The sequence below is a fragment of the Prauserella aidingensis genome (assembly GCF_024171865.1).
In the GTDB taxonomy this organism is placed as follows: domain Bacteria; phylum Actinomycetota; class Actinomycetes; order Mycobacteriales; family Pseudonocardiaceae; genus Prauserella; species Prauserella aidingensis.
The window spans coordinates 68,790-84,186 of record NZ_JAMTCN010000001.1 but is presented as its reverse complement, the minus strand read 5'-3'; the positions used below and the strand labels follow the sequence as shown (position 1 = coordinate 84,186).

Below are 15,397 nucleotides of genomic sequence, written 5' to 3'. Positions count from 1 at the left end.
CGCGCCGTCGTCCGCCGCGCCGTCATCCGTTGCACCGTGCTCCGCTGCACCGTCCTCGGCCGCGCCACCCGTCGCGGCACGGAACGTCGCATCGACCCGGGCCGGGTCGCCGAGCACGGGGACGAGCCACGACCGGCCCGAGGACAGAGCCTGTTCCAGGGCGTGCCATCCGACGGCCGCGTCGAACGGCTCGAGTCCCGTCGCACGGTAGGACTCCCACTGGGAGTCGTCGAGTTCCTCGTCCAGCCCGCCGATCGTCCACAATGGCCAGTTGATCGTGATGCCGCCGGGCCTGCGCAGTGCTACCGCGTCGGCGTATCGGTTCGCCGTGCCGTACCCGGCTCCACCGAAATCACCGATGAGGGAGGCGAGCGAGGAGAACACGACGAACAGCGACGTGTCGGGGATCGCCGCACTGAGGTGGGCGGCGCCCTCCGCCTTCGCCGCCATACCAAGGAGGAACCGGTCCGGAGCGATGTCGAGCGGCGAGGCGTCGTCCGCGGCACCGGCAAGGTGGAACACCCCGTCCGGCTCACCGAACCGCTCGGTCGCTGCGGCGACCACACGCCCGGCATCGGCCGCGACGGACACGTCCGCGGACACGAGCAGCGCCTCTCCCCCGCGGGTGCGAACACGGTCGGCCAGTTCGCCGTGGCTCTCCGCGCCACGCGCCACGAGGACGAGCTTCGCAGCGAAGCGGACCGCGAGCTCTCCGGAGAGCCACCGGCCCAACGCTCCCGTCGCGCCGGTGATCACGTAGACACCGGCCCGCCGCAGGGGCGCGGCACCTCTGGGAAGATCGGGGACGCGCTCCGGGACACGCACGTGACGTCCTTCTGACGTGTGCCGAAGCTCGGTCCCGGCGGGTGCGCCGAAGGATGCGACGGCTGCCCGCACCGGATCGACGCCCTCGCCGACGCGTACCGTCACGATCCCGAACCACGGGAAGTGGCGCGGTACCGAACGGGCGAACCCCGCGACCGCTTCGTGCGGCGGAGCGCCGTCGTCACGGGACAGGACCACGCAGCGTATGCGACGGCCCGCACCGGCCTGGGCTGCCGCGAGTACGGGCAGCACGCCGTGCTCGGCGTCCGCCGCGTCCAGCCCCCAGCCCAACAGCAGGTCCAGCGGCCCCTCTGTGGCACGCACGGCCGCCGCGAGGTCCCCGGGGCCGGAGACGGTGCGGATCGCTTGCCAAGGCCCGTCCACGGACAGGCCGGAAGCCGAGCCCACCAGCAACGTCGGCGCAGGCGCGACCGGACCGGCCGGAGCCGCCGGGCGCCACCGCGGTTGGTACCAGGTGATCCCGATTCCGGCGGCCTCGTCGTCCTTCACCGGTGCGCGCAGCGCCAGATCGTCGACCCGCAGCACCTCGCGGCCCTCGGCGTCGGTCACCGTGACGTCGTAGCGCAGCCGGTCCGCGGTGGTGCCGGGCCGCCGGACCGCGTGGGCCCAGCATTCGTCCGGAAGCGGCCCGCGGAACCGCACCGAACCGAGGCCGAACGGGATCGCCGGGTCGGGCGACAACGCGCCGCCGACCCAATGACACACCCGCAGCGCCCCGTCCAGCCGGGTGGGATGCAGCATCCCACCGCCCGTGGCACCGGGCTCGGTGGCGGGCCGCCCGACTCTGACGAGCGCCTCGTGGGGTCCCGCGTGGACCCGGTCGATGACCTCATAGGCGGGTCCGTAGGCGAACCCCGACATGCGGTAGATGTCGGCGATCTCGTCGCGATCCCACGTGTCCCGGCATCGACCGCGCACGGCGTCGAGGTCGATCGATGCCGGGGCGTCGTCCTCGGCCGGGTCGCCGAATTCGACCTGGCCCCTGACATGACTCCGACCGCCGTCGCCGAGCAACTCGAACGGGGCGCGGTGGCCCTCACCGATCTCGATGCGCAGAGTAACCGGCCCGGAATCGACGGTGACGGGACTGCCCCAGGTCACACTGGACAGACCGCGGACGGTGCCACGCCCCCGGCCGGCAGCGGCTGCGCGGACGAGTTCGAGGCAGGCGGTACCCGGCAGCAACGAGACGCCGTGTACGACGTGGTCCCGCAGAATCGGGTCCTCCGGGCTCACCGTCACCCGGTCCCGCGATGGTGCGGCGTCGATCCAGTACCGCTCCTCGGCGAAGGGGTACAGCGGGAGCGAGATCCGACGCCCGGCCTCCGGGACCGGCAGGTCGGCACCCGCGATCCACGCATCGGCGAGTGTCTTCGGCTCCGTCGTATCCGGCCCGACGCCGGGCACCAGGCCTGCGCCGGGAGCTGTGGCTGTGTTGTGCACTGTGGCGGTGCCGTGCACAACACAGGGCGTGCTGCGGCCGGCGGCGAACTCGTCCAGGGCGTGCACGAGTTCGGCTCCGCTGCCGGTCACGACGGCGAGCCGGTGCTGCATCGGTTCGCGCCCCGAGATGAGGGTGGCGGCGACGTCGGCGAGCTCGGCGGTCGCCGAGGCCAGAAACGCCGCCATGCGTGCGGCGTAGGCACGGAGCCGGTCGTCCTCGCGCGCCGAGAGCACGAACACCATCGGCTCGGTTCGCTGCTCGACGACCGCCGTGCGGCCCTTCTCGACCGGCGCCGGTTCCTCGACGACCACATGGCCGTTCACTCCGCCTGCTCCGAAACTGCTCAGTGCCGCCCTGCGGGGTCCGGCGGCCGGCGCCGGCCAGTCCTCCGCCTCTCTTTGGACAACGAACGGAGTCCGATCGAAGTCGATCTCCGGATTGAGATCGTCGGCGTGGAGCGACGGGGCGAGCTTTCCGTACCGGAACTGGAGCAGCACCTTCGTCAGTCCGGCGATGCCTGCCGCGGACTCGAGGTGCCCGATCCCGGACTTGACCGATCCGACCGCGATCCGCCCCGCACCCGCGTACGCCTTCGCGAGGCCCGCGATCTCGATCGGGTCGCCGAGGCTCGTCCCCGTGCCATGCGCCTCCACATAGGACACATCGGAAGGGGCGACTTCCGCCGCGTCCAACGCGGCGGCGATGACGCGGCGCTGGGCGTCCGGGTTGGGGACGGTGTAACCGTTGGTCCGTCCACCGTGGGCGACCGCGTGTCCCGTGATCACGCCGTGCACGTGATCACCGTCGGCCAGTGCACGGTCGAGCGGCTTCAGCAGTACGGCCCCGACGCCCTCGCCGGGTACGTACCCGTCACCGCCCGCGCCGAAGGCACGGCATCGACCATCGGTGGAGAGGAACCGGCCCTGGCTGAGGTACACGTACTTGTACGGATGAGACGTCACGTTGACACCGCCCGCGATGGCCAGCTCGCACTCACCGGACCGCAGCGCCGAACAGGCCATGTGCAGGGCTGTCAGCGAGGAGGAGCACATTGTGTCGACCGCGACGCTGGGCCCATGGAGGTCCAGCGAGTACGACACCCGGTTGGCGATCGACGCGTAGGAGGACCCCGGAACCGGCTCACCCGAGCGCATGGCGTCGACGCCGTACAGCTGGTAGTGCGCGTGCATGGCGCCGACGTAGACGCCCACCGCCCGGCGCGCGAGTGCCGATGCCCGGTACCCCGCCTCCTCGACGGCGTGCCACGAGGTCTGCAGGAACAGCCGCTCCTGCGGGTCCATCAGCTCCGCCTCGCGCGGCGAGATGCCGAAGAACAGCGGGTCGAACGCGGCGACGTCGTCGAGGAAGGCACCCCACCGCGAATAGGTGTGGCCGGGAGTGCCCGCCTCGGGATCGAAAGCGGCCCACGGGTCCCAGCGCTGGGGCGGGATCTCGCTCACACAGTTCCTGCCCGTCCACAGGTTCTCCCAGAACGTGGCCAGATCGCGAGCACCCGGATAGCTGCCACTGACGCCGATGATCGCGACGGCACCGGAGCCCGGCTCTTTCGCCGGTTCGGTCGCCGGTTCCGGCGCCACGGGCTCGATGTGCACCGAGCCGTGCACGGCCTCGATGTGGGCCGCGAGCTCGGCAAGCGTCTGATACTCGTAGAACACGGTCTTGTCGATCGCGACCCCGAAGCGGTCCTCCAACTCGACGGAGACCCGCGTGATCATGAGGGAGTCGAGTCCGTAGCGATCGAGCGGAGCCGTGTCGTCGACGTCCCGCAACGGCAGGCGCGTCTGTTCGGCGACCAGTTCGCGGATGAGGCCGCGAACCGATGCGACGTCCGGCTTCGCAGCCGCCTCCGGCACGACACGCGGCTCGGGATCGGCGCAGCGACCGTTCTGCACGGTGCAGCTGGGCTCCGCTGCCGCCACCCGGTGCAGAGTGGCACCGTTCAACGCCTCGATCGTGGCAGCCGGGTCGTCCGGTACGACCAGCGACAGCGGTAGTCCGGCACCGATCGCCGCCGCGAACGCGCCGACACCATCCGGTGTGGACAGGGCACCGATACCGAACCTCGTCTCGAGCTCGGCCGCCGCGGAGGCGTGCTGCCGCATGCCGCCGTCGAGCCACCGGGGCCAGGCGATCGCGACCGTGCCCCCGTCCCGGTCGCCGTCAGCCCGTTCCTCCGCGACGGCGTCGAGTACGGCGTTGGCGTAGGCATAGGCAGCCTGCCCTGCATTGCCTGTCACGCCCGCGACCGAGGTGAAGAACGCGAGGAAATCGAGCGATTCCCCCGTCAGCGCGGCCTGTAAGGCAGCCGCACCGCGCAGCTTCGGTGCCAGCACCGCGTCGAGACGCTCGGCGGTGAGATCGTCGAGCAATGCGTCGTCGAGCACGCCCGCCGCGTGCACGACTCCTGCCACCGGCCCGAGTTCCCGGCGCAGCTCCGCGACGAGGTCCACCATCTGTGTCTCGTCGATGACGTCGACCGCGCGGTACCGGACCGATCGCGCCCTCAGTGACAGCGCGTCGATGGCGGCACCGGCCTCCGGCGGTGGCTCGGCCGAGCGTCCGGTGAGCACCAGATGGACGTCACCACGCGCGGCGAGCCCGTCCGCGATCTCGAGGCCGAGAGCCCCGGCACCTCCCGTGATGACATACACCCCGCCGTGGCGTACCCGGAGAGGCCGGGAATCACGGGGCGCGCTGCGATAGCGGCGGACCTGCCGCACCCGGTCGCGGTAGCGGACGATCGGGTCGTCGCAGGTGAACTCGTACGGCAGGACGTCGTCGGGACCGTCCACCAGGCTCATCCGGATCCGGCGATCCTCCGCCTCGAGCGACCGGGCGAGCCCGTCCAGTCCGAGTGCCGCGGGGCTGCCGCCGTGCGCGACCACGATGCGAGTCCGGCCGCCCCGCGAGGCCAGTGCCCGCGCGAGATGGACCAGGGACCGCACTCCTCTGTCCAGGTCACGGTCCGACGGCACGCCGGGGGTGGCGTCCCGGAGCCAGGAGTGGACGACGTGCCCGGGGTCGATGCCGTCCTCGGCCAACGCCTCCAGAAGCCTGGTGTAGTCCTCGTCGCGGGCGGGGTCGAGTTCGTAGCGCGCACTGTCCAGCTTGCGGAACGCCGCCGCCTCCGTGACGCGCACCAGCGTCCCGTGAACCCGAAGCGCGGCCTGCCCGAACACCAGGCACGGACCGTCGAGTTCCCCGGCCGCCGGATCGCCGGGATCGGCCACCCATTCCCGAGTGACGAGAGCAGGACCGCCGTCACCGACGATGCGGAGTTCGAGTCCGTCGAGGTCGGCGACCACCCCGCCCTCGGCATCGTGAAGGCGGACACGGGCGTCGAACACACCGTCGCCGTGTGACACCCGCGCCGTGACCGTCGCGGCGGCACTCAACGAACCGGTCATCGTCACCGTTCCGACCGCGGTCGGAACGAGTAGCGTTCCCGCCCGGACGGGATGCAACGCCGTCACCGCCGCGACCTGGATCGCGGTGTCGAGGACCGCCACGTCCACCTCGAACCCGGATGCCATCGGCGGCTCCAGTTCACCCGTGGCATCGGCGCCGGACACCCGGACGGCGCGAAGGGTTCGCAACCCTGGCCCGTGCTCGAGGCCACCTGCGGCGAGCAAAGCGTGGCAATCGTCGGTGCCGAGCAGACTTCCCGCACCGTCGGGCACCCCCGGGGCTGCGTCCGCGGAAAGCGGGGTCGGCACAGTCGACGCGGTACCGGCGCAGTAGAGCTCGCCGCCGGAACCACGCAGTGCGAAACCGCCGTCGGCCCGTGCCGTGATCATCACGGCACGCGGGGCATCGACGTCGCAGGTGGCGGCGAATCGCACCCCGGACAACGTCGCCTCCACCGGCGCGGTGGTCCCTCCGTCCTGCAGGACACGCACGGCCGACAGTCCGGTGAGCATCGCGGCGGCGGCCGGCATCACCGGGACACCGCGGAGCCGGTGACCCGCGATGTACGGCTCCGTCCCGGTGAGCGTCACCGCGCGGGTCTGCTCGGTGACCGTGCCCGGTGCACCGTACTGCGAACGCTCGCCGGGCAGCGCGTACCGCGGCGTGTCGAACGGGTGGGTCGGCAGGACCACCGAACGCACCGGGGCTCCCTCGAACACGCCCGGCCAGTTCACGTCGTCGCCCGCCTCGAACGCCCGGCACAGCGCTCCGTACTCGCCGTCATGGGAGGGCCGCGACTGTGTGGACAGTGACTCTGCGGCCAGTGCGCGCAGCAGATCGTCACGATCCTCCGCGACGAACGCACGCCGGTGCCGCAGTCGCGCGCGCCCGGTGGCGAGCGTGTAGGCGATGTCGGGGAGTCGCAGTTCCGGATGCGACCGGACGTGCTCGGCCAGTTCGTCGGCCCTGCGCCGCAGCGCCTCCGGGCTCGACGCGGAGAGCACGACGGGCCACGGCCGCTCGCCGTCGGTATCGTCCGCGTCCGCCGGATCGGGGGCCTCCTCGACGACGAGGTGGGCGTTCGTACCACTGATCCCGAAGGCCGAGACCGCCGCCCGTCTCGGCCGGCCCCTGTCCGGCCACGGCCGTGCCTCGGTGAGCAGCGCGACCGGCCCCTCGCCCCAGTCGACCTCGCTGCTGGGCTCGTCGACGTGCAACGTCCGCGGCAGGACACCGCGGCGCAGTGCCATCACCGTCTTCATCAGACCGCCGACGCCCGCAGCTGCCTGCGCGTGGCCGATGTTGGACTTCAGTGAGCCAAGCCACAGCGGTTCCGTGCTCGCTCGTCCCGCGTAGGCGGCACGAAGCGCCTCCACCTCGATCGGGTCGCCGAGGCGTGTTCCCGTTCCGTGCCCTTCCACCACGTCCACGTCGTCGGGACCGATACGGGCGTCGGTGAGCGCGGCTCGGACGAGACGTTCCTGCGCAGGACCGCTCGGTGCGGTCAGTCCGTTGCTCGCACCGTCGGAGTTCACCGCGCCGCCGCGGACGACGGCGAGCACGGGGTGCCCGCGCTCCCGCGCATCGGACAGCCGTTCCAACAGCACCAGTCCCGCGCCCTCGGCCCAGCCGGTGCCGTCGGCGCCGTCCGCGTACGACTTGCAGCGGCCGTCACGTGAAAGCCCCTGCTGCTGGGCGAATTCGACGAACACCCCCGGCGAGGTCAGCACCGTGGCACCGCCCGCCATCGCGAGATCGCACTCCCCGGAACGCAGCGAACGCACAGCCTGGTGAACCGCGACGAGCGACGAGGAACACGCCGTGTCGACCGTGATCGCGGGACCGTGCCAGCCGTATCGGAAGGCGAGACGACCGGAAGCCACGCTCAGCGACCTGCCGGTGAGCAGGTACCCCGCGGCTTCCTCGTCGGCGTCCTGCAGCCGCGGTCCGTACTCGCCACCCATCGAACCGACGAACACCCCGGTGTCGCTGCCCCGCAGCGCGCCCGGATCGATGCCGGCACGCTCGAGAACCTCCCAGGACACCTCCAGGAGCAGGCGCTGCGCGGGGTCCATCGCAGCCGCCTCCCGCGGACTGATCCCGAAGAAGGCGGCGTCGAACCGGTACGGGTCGTCGAGGAAACCGCCCGCCGTGCTGTAGGTCCGCCCCGGCGTGCCGGGCTGCGGGGCCAGCAACGTCTCGAGATCCCAGCCACGGTCCGCCGGCAGCTCCGTCACGGCGTCCGTGCCCCGGTCGACCAGGGTCCACAGATCCTCCGGCCCTCGTACTCCGCCGGGGAAACGACATCCCATCGCCACGATCGCGACCGGTTCGCGCGTGGCCTCGGTGACCTCTCGGAGCCGTTGCCGAGCGGCGTGCAGCTTGGTGGTCGCCTTGCGGAGGTATGCGACGAGCTCGGTCTCATCGGCCATCGGGACCCCTTCCTCCTGCGGCGCCCGCCTCGACGTCCTCGTCCAGGTCGGCATCGATCACCGCGAACAGTTCGGTGACGTCGGCATCGGCGAACAGCACAGGGTCCGCCTCCTCGTCGGCACGGTCGTCGGCAGGCACGGCGGTCCGACGGCGACCGCCCTCGGTCTCCCCGCCGGTGTCGTCGCCGGGGTCGTCCGCGCCGGCCAGCCCGAGCTCGGTCAGCAACCGCTCGGCGAGCTCCACAGGGGTGGGGTGACTGAAGATCACGGTCGCGGGCAACCGCAGTCCTGTGATCCGTGCCAACCGGTTGCGCAGATCGACACCGATGAGCGAGTCGCATCCGAGATCACGGAACGACAACTCGCCGTCGATCACCTCCGCTGTCGTGTGGCCCAGCGCTGCGGCCGTGTGTTCACGGACCACCTCGACCAGTCGCGCGCGCCTCGCGGGCACCGGCAGCGCAGCCAGATCGGCGATCTCGAGCGGCCCACCCGGCTCGTCGGCACGGCTGCGCGGCGGGTCGGCAGCGAGGCCGCGCAGCGGTCCCGTCCTGCTCGGCCTCAACCGCGCCGCCACCACGTACGGCTCGTCCGATTCCACGGCCGCGGCGAACATCCGGAGGCCGGTCTCGGTGTCGAGTTCCTCGATGCCCGCCGCGGCGAGCCTCCGGACGGCGGTGTCGTCGAGTTCGGCGGTCATACCCGACCTGCGAGACCACAGTCCCCATGCGATCGACGTCGCGGGAAGGCCGTGAGCACGACGACGACGGGCGACCGCATCGAGCACGCCGTTCGCGGCGGCGTAGTTGGCCTGCCCCGCTGTGCCGACCAATCCTGCGACCGACGAGAACAGTACGAACGCCCGCACTGTGCCGATACCCGACGTCAACTCGTCGAGCAACACGGCCGCCGACGCCTTCGGCCTCATCACCGTGGTCAACGACTCGTCGTCCATCGTGGCCGTCAGACCGTCGTCGAGCACCCCCGCGGCATGCACGACCGTGGTCAACGGCTCGGAGGCAGGGATCGTCGCGAGAACCTCCTGCAGGGCTCGGCGGTCGGTCACGTCGCACGCAACGGCGCACGCCCGCGCGCCCCGTCCGGTGAGCTCGGCGATCACGGCATCCGCGCCGGGTGCCTCGGGTCCGCGGCGGCTCAGCAACACGACGTTGCGAACACCGTGGGCGGTGACGAGACGTTGCGCGACCAGCGCGCCGAGTTCACCGGTCCCTCCGGTGACGAGGGCGGTACCACCCGGTCTCATGCCGGCGGCGGGAGCCGGCGTGGCCGGGAGCCTCCTGACCAGCGGGACGGTGATCGTTCCGTTCCGGTCCCTCACCTGGGGCTCACCGCGCACGGCCAGTTCCGCGATCCGGGCCTCGTCGAGGGTGTCGGTGTCGAGCAGGATCAGCCGTCCCGGATTCTCCGCCTGTGCCGAGCGGACGAGTCCCCACACCGCGCCGTGGCCCGCGTCGGTTCCCTCACCGTCCCCGCCGACCGTCGCGACGACGAGGCGGGTCCGCTCGTAGCGTCCGTCTCCGAGGCAGGTACGCAGGACCCCCAGCACGCGTGCGGCGGCGGTCTCGGGGTCAGTGCCTGGCCGGCAGGGCAGCACCGCGATCTCGGGCGGTACGCCGGGCAGGGCGTCGTCGAGCACCACGACCTCGGTGCCGGAGCCTGCGGCTTCCGTAGCCGTCTCCCGCGGCGCTTCCCATCGCACGGCGAAGAGCCCACCCACGCCGCCGATCAGGTCTTCCGCCACGGGCCGCAACTGCAAGCGGTCGACGGTCATCACCGGCGCGCCGTCGGCATCCCACACCTCGAGTGCGACGCCGTCGTCGTCGACACTCGACAACCGGGCCCGCAGCGCGGTGCCGCCGTCACTCCAATGACGCACACCGGCCCACGCGAACGGCAGACGACAGCCCTCGTCATGCCCGGGAACCAGCCAGACACCGTGCAGCACCGCGTCCAACAGCGCCGGGTGAACGGTGAACCCCTCGGAATCGCCCGAGGGCAGCGCCACATCGAGCCAGATCGCGCCGTCGTCGTCCGTCCAGGCACCGCGCAGGCCGTGGAAAGCCCGACCGTAGTCGAGTCCCATACCACGAAGGCGGTCGTAGTGGCCGGACAGCACGATCTCGGAGCCGGCGGGAGGCTCGGTTTCCACGGAGTCCGGTCGGCCCCGCACGCCGGGGCGAGCCTCGGCCGTCGCGTTCCGCCACCAGCCGGTCACCGCGTCGGCGCGCGTGTACAGGGAGACCGACCGCGACCCCCGCACATCCGGCTCGGTCACCGTCACCTGGACGCGGATCGGATCGCCGGAGGACAGCACCACAGGGTTCTCGAGCAGCAGTTCGGTGATCTCCGTGCAACCGAACCGGCGCGCCGCCCACAGCATGAGATCCAGCAGGACCGTCCCCGGAACCACCGGTGTACCGAGGACCACATGGTCCGACAACCACGTCGTCGTCGTGGGCGAAAGGGATCCGGTGAACAGTGCTCCCCCGTGTTCGGCGGGATCGACGTGCGCACCGAGCAAGGGATGACGGGCCGTGTCGAGGCCGGCCGGACCCAGATCACCGGAGCCGGCGGGGGCAGCCAGCCAGTGGGACGTCCGCTGGAACGCGTAGCTCGGCAGCGGAACCGTGCGGCCGCGGATTCCGACGTCGACGCGGAGCCCGTGGGCGTCCGCCGCCGCGAGCGAACGTAGGAAGCGGTCGGCCCCGCCGTCGTCCCGGGCCAGGGTGTCGAGCAGGGTCAGCGTTTCGGCGGCTTCGTCCGCCCGCTCTGCGATACCCGCCGACACCACCGGATGCGGACTCATCTCCACGAAGGTCCGGTGGCCCGTCGCCAGCAGAACGCCGACGGCCTCGTCGAACCGCACCCGTTCCCGCAGGTTCCGGTACCAGTAGTCGGCGTCGAGGTCGCCTCCTGCGATCCAATCGGCATGCACCGTGGACATCATCGGGATCTCGGCCCCGTGCGGTTCGATACCGCTCAGCTCACGGAGCAGTTGCTCCCGCAGTTCGGTGACCTGGCGCGAATGCGAGGCGTAGTCGACCGCGATCCGTTTCGCCCGCTCCCCCGCCTCCGTGCACCGTCGCACGAGTGCGTCGACCGCGTCCGGCTCGCCCGTCACGGTAACGGCGGTGGGTCCGTTCTCCGCGGCCACGGCCACGTCGTCACCCGTCTCGTCCAGCCGCGCGCGCAGGTCTCGGACGGGAAGGGCGATCGACGCCATGGCGCCACGTCCGGACAGCGCCGTGAGTGCGCGCGACCGCAGAGCGACAACGCGTGCGGCGTCCTCGAGCGACAGCGCCCCTGCGACGCATGCCGCGGCGAGTTCACCCTGACTGTGCCCGATCACGGCCGCGGGCTCGACGCCGCGACTGCGCCACAGCTCCGCCAGCGACACCATCACGGCGAACAGGGCCGGCTGGACCACGTCCACCCGGTCGAGACCGGGTTCACCCTCCGTACCCCGGAGAACGGCGGTGAGACTCCACGCGACGTGCGGAGCCAGGGCGCGCTCACACCGTTCGACGGCCGCCGCGAACACGGGCTCCGCGTCGAGCAACGCCGCACCCATGCCGGCCCACTGCGCGCCCTGCCCACCGAACACGAACACCGGGCGATGCCCGTCCGTGGCGCGTCCGCGAACGACGCCGGAGGCCTCCCTTCCCTCCGCCACAGCGGTGAGCCCGCGGGTCAGTTCCCCGCGACCGCGGCCGACGACGGCCGCGCGATGGGCGAACCGGGTGCGCGTGGTCAGGAGGGAATGGGCGATATCGGTGTCCTCGTGGCCGGAAGCAGTCACGAACTCGCGCAACCGCAGAGCCTGTGCGCGCAGAGCCTGTTCCGTGCGTGCCGACACGGCCAGCATCACCTGCGCGTCGTCACCCACCGGGTGGCGCTCGGCATGCCCGCAGGACGGGTCCTCCTCGGCCTGCTCCACAACGACGTGCGCGTTCGTGCCGCTGATCCCGAACGACGAGACCCCGGCTCGCCGGCATGTCGTCTCCGGCCACGGCATGCGGTTCCGCACCAGGGAGACGGTGCCCGGGGACCAGTCCACGTGGGGTGTCGGCGGGTCCGCGTACAGCGTCGGCGGGACCGAGCCGTACCGCATCGCCATCACCATTTTGATCAGACCCGCCACTCCGGCGGCCGCCTGTGTGTGACCGATGTTCGACTTCAGCGAGCCCAACAGCAGCGGACGCTGCGCGTCGCGCTCCGCGCCCTGTACCGCCAACAGTGCGTTCGCCTCGATCGGGTCACCGAGCGTCGTTCCCGTCCCGTGGGCCTCCACGACGTCGACGTCGCGGGGATTCAGCGCGGCCGCCGCAAGTGCGGCGTTGATGACGTCCCGCTGCGCCGTTCCGTTCGGCGCGGTCAACCCGTTGCTCGCCCCGTCCGAATTGACGGCCGTTCCTCGGATCACGGCGTGCACCCGATGCCCGTTCCGTCGTGCCACCGAGAGCCGCTCCAGCACGACTGCACCGGATCCCTCGGCCCACCCCGTGCCGGACGCCTCCGCACCGAAGGCCCGGCAACGCCCGTCCTCGGACAGTCCTCCCTGCCTGGCGAACTCGGTGAACATGCCCGGCCAGGGCATGACGGCGACGCCGCCGGCCACGGCCAGGTCGGTCTCCCCGGACAACAACGACCGGCATGCGAGATGCACCGCCGTCAACGACGACGAGCATGCGGTGTCTACGGTGATGGCGGGCCCACCGAGGCCGAGAACGTAGGCGATCCTGCCGGACAGCACACTGGGGGTACCACCGGTCAGCAGGAAGCCGTCCGCATCGGACGCGGGCTCGTGCAATCGGGCGCCGTAGTCCTGGCCCGTCGCGCCCGCGAACACGCCGGTCCTGCTGCCGTGCAGCGCACCCGGCACGATGCCGGCCGATTCCAGGGCCTCCCACACGGTTTCGAGGAAGATCCGCTGCTGCGGATCCATCGCCGCGGCCTCACGCGGGGATATCCCGAAGAACTCGGCGTCGAACAGGTCGATCCCGGTCAGGAATCCGCCCGGGCGCAGCGCCGCAGTGTCCAGTCGGTGCCATCCGCGGTCCTCGGGCGGATCGGTGATCACATCGACCGCCTCGGCCACGATCCGCCACAGGTCGTCCGGATTCTCGACGCCGCCCGGATACCGGCACCCCATGCCGACGATCGCCACCGGATCGGACACGCCGGCGTCGCCGTTCCCGGCATTCCCGTGGCCGGCGTCGCGGCTTTCACCGTCGCCGACCGACGACGTCGGAGGAACCGCGCGGCCTGGTCCCCCGCCCAACGCCACCGCGACGGCCGCCGGGGTCGGGTGGTCGTACAGCAGCGACGCCGGGAGCCGTCGGCCCGACCGTTCCTCGAGCAGGTCACGCAGCTCGAGGCCCGCCATCGAGTCGAACCCCTGTTCCTTGAACGGCACGTGGTCCAGTACCCCGGACTCCCCGCGCACCTCGGCCGCGGCTCCGAGGACGTCGTCGAGCGTCAGCGCCGGAGCGTAAGCCTGCGGAGTGGCCGGCAGCGCGGCCTCGGCTCGCCCGGCCGTCGGCGTGGACAGGAGCCGGGCCCGTTCGAACGGGTAGGTCGGCAACGGGACGCGACGGGCGCCGAGACCGTCGAACGCGGCGCGCCAGTCGACGTCCCCGCCCTCCAGGAACGTCGCCACCTCCGGGCCGAACGGCTCCGGCACGGCGGGTCCTGTGACCTCACCGTCGCCGACCTCGTCCAACCGTGCCACGAGCTCGGACCGGTGACGCGCGAGCACCACCGCTCGGCACTCGTGCACCGTGCGCCCCGTCGCCAGCGTGTACGCCACGTCGAGACCGCGTAGGTCCGGTCGACCCGACAAGTGGTCGCGCAACGCGGATGCCCGTGCCGCCAGTGCGGTGGGCGTCCGCGCGGACAGCACGTACGGCAGCGGTCCGGGATCGGCGCCGTCCGCCGGCGGATCCGTATCAGGGTTCTCGGCGAGGACGACGTGGCAGTTCGCGCCGCCCATTCCGAACGAGCTCACACCGGCCACGAGTCTCTCGACCGGTCGCGGCCACGGCGCCGACTCCGTGGTCACCCGGAGGCCCAGCGTGCCGACCGCAATCGTCGCCGGCTCTGCCGCGAAATGCAGGCTCGGCGGCAGTCGGCGATGGTGGATCGCGAGCACGACCTTCAGCAGACCCGCGATGCCCGCCGCGGCCTCGAGGTGCCCGATGTTCGTCTTCACCGAGCCAACCGCGACCGGCTCCTCGCGGCCGGAGAACACGTCGCCGAGCGCCTGCGCTTCGGTCGCATCCCCCGCGGGCGTCCCGGTGCCGTGCAGCTCGACATACTGAACACCGTCGACCCCGGAGCCTGAGTTCCGGAGCGCCTCGCCGATCAGCTCGGCCTGCGCGCCGCGATCGGGCGCGGCCATCTCCTCGCCCGCGCCGTCGTGATTGACCGCGCTGGTCTCGACCACGCAGTAGACGTGATCGCCGTCCGCACGCGCAGCGGCGAGTGGTTTGAGCACGACACAGGCGCCGCCCTCGCCACGAACGAAGCCGTCCGCGCCGCGGTCCAGCACGCGGCACCGCGCCGTCGGCGACAGCACTCCCAACCTCGCCGCCGCCACCTGACTGTGTGGTGAGAATGCCAGACTCACCCCGCCGACGACGGCCACGTCGCACTCACCCGCCAGTAGGCCGAGGCGCGCCAGGTGCACCGCCGTCAACGACGACGACTGGCCGGTGTCGACCACCATGCTCGGCCCGCGGACACCCAGATGGTGCGACACACGGTTGGCGATGACGCCGCGCTGCAGCCCGGTGATGGCGTGGTGGGACAGTTCGGTGTCCGCGTCACGCGCACGAACCATCGCGTAATCGTCCGAGGCCGCTCCGATGAACACGCCGACGCGACGGGCACGCAGATCTCCCGTCGCCGAACCGGCGTCCTCGACAGCCTCCCACGCGAGTTCGAGTGCCAGCCACTGCTGCGGGTCCATCGCCGCCGCTTCGCGCGCCGGTATCCCGAAGAACCCCGCATCGAACGAACTGACGTCGTCGAGAAAACCACCGTCCTCGGGAATCCCCTCGCCCACCGGGACCGGGGCCGTCCGCCGCTCGGTCGACGGCCTGCCGACACTGTCGACGGCGCCGAGCAGGTTCCCCCACAACGTCGCCGGGGCCGGAGCGCCGGGGAGGCGGCACGAGACACCGACGACCGCGACCGCCTCGGGCGGTGTGTTGTCGCCCGCCAT

The 15,397-nt window shown here is 71.8% G+C and carries 2 protein-coding genes (1 of these 2 running past the window's edge); both read right to left on the bottom strand.

Features of this window, described 5'->3' with window-relative positions; all coding sequences use genetic code 11:
* Nucleotides 1–8,205, bottom strand: partial view of an SDR family NAD(P)-dependent oxidoreductase gene (locus tag LY13_RS00330; protein ID WP_443678901.1) — the 5' portion only. The gene continues 6,135 nt to the left of window position 1, outside the view; only the first 8,205 of its 14,340 coding nucleotides appear in the window; it begins with the start codon at nucleotides 8,203–8,205; its stop codon lies beyond the left edge, outside the window.
* Nucleotides 8,141–15,397 carry a type I polyketide synthase gene (locus tag LY13_RS00325; protein ID WP_253826074.1) on the bottom strand — a complete coding sequence of 2,419 codons (7,257 nt, stop codon included), beginning with the start codon at nucleotides 15,395–15,397 and terminating at the stop codon, nucleotides 8,141–8,143. Before LY13_RS00325 ends, LY13_RS00330 begins: the two co-directional genes overlap by 65 nt.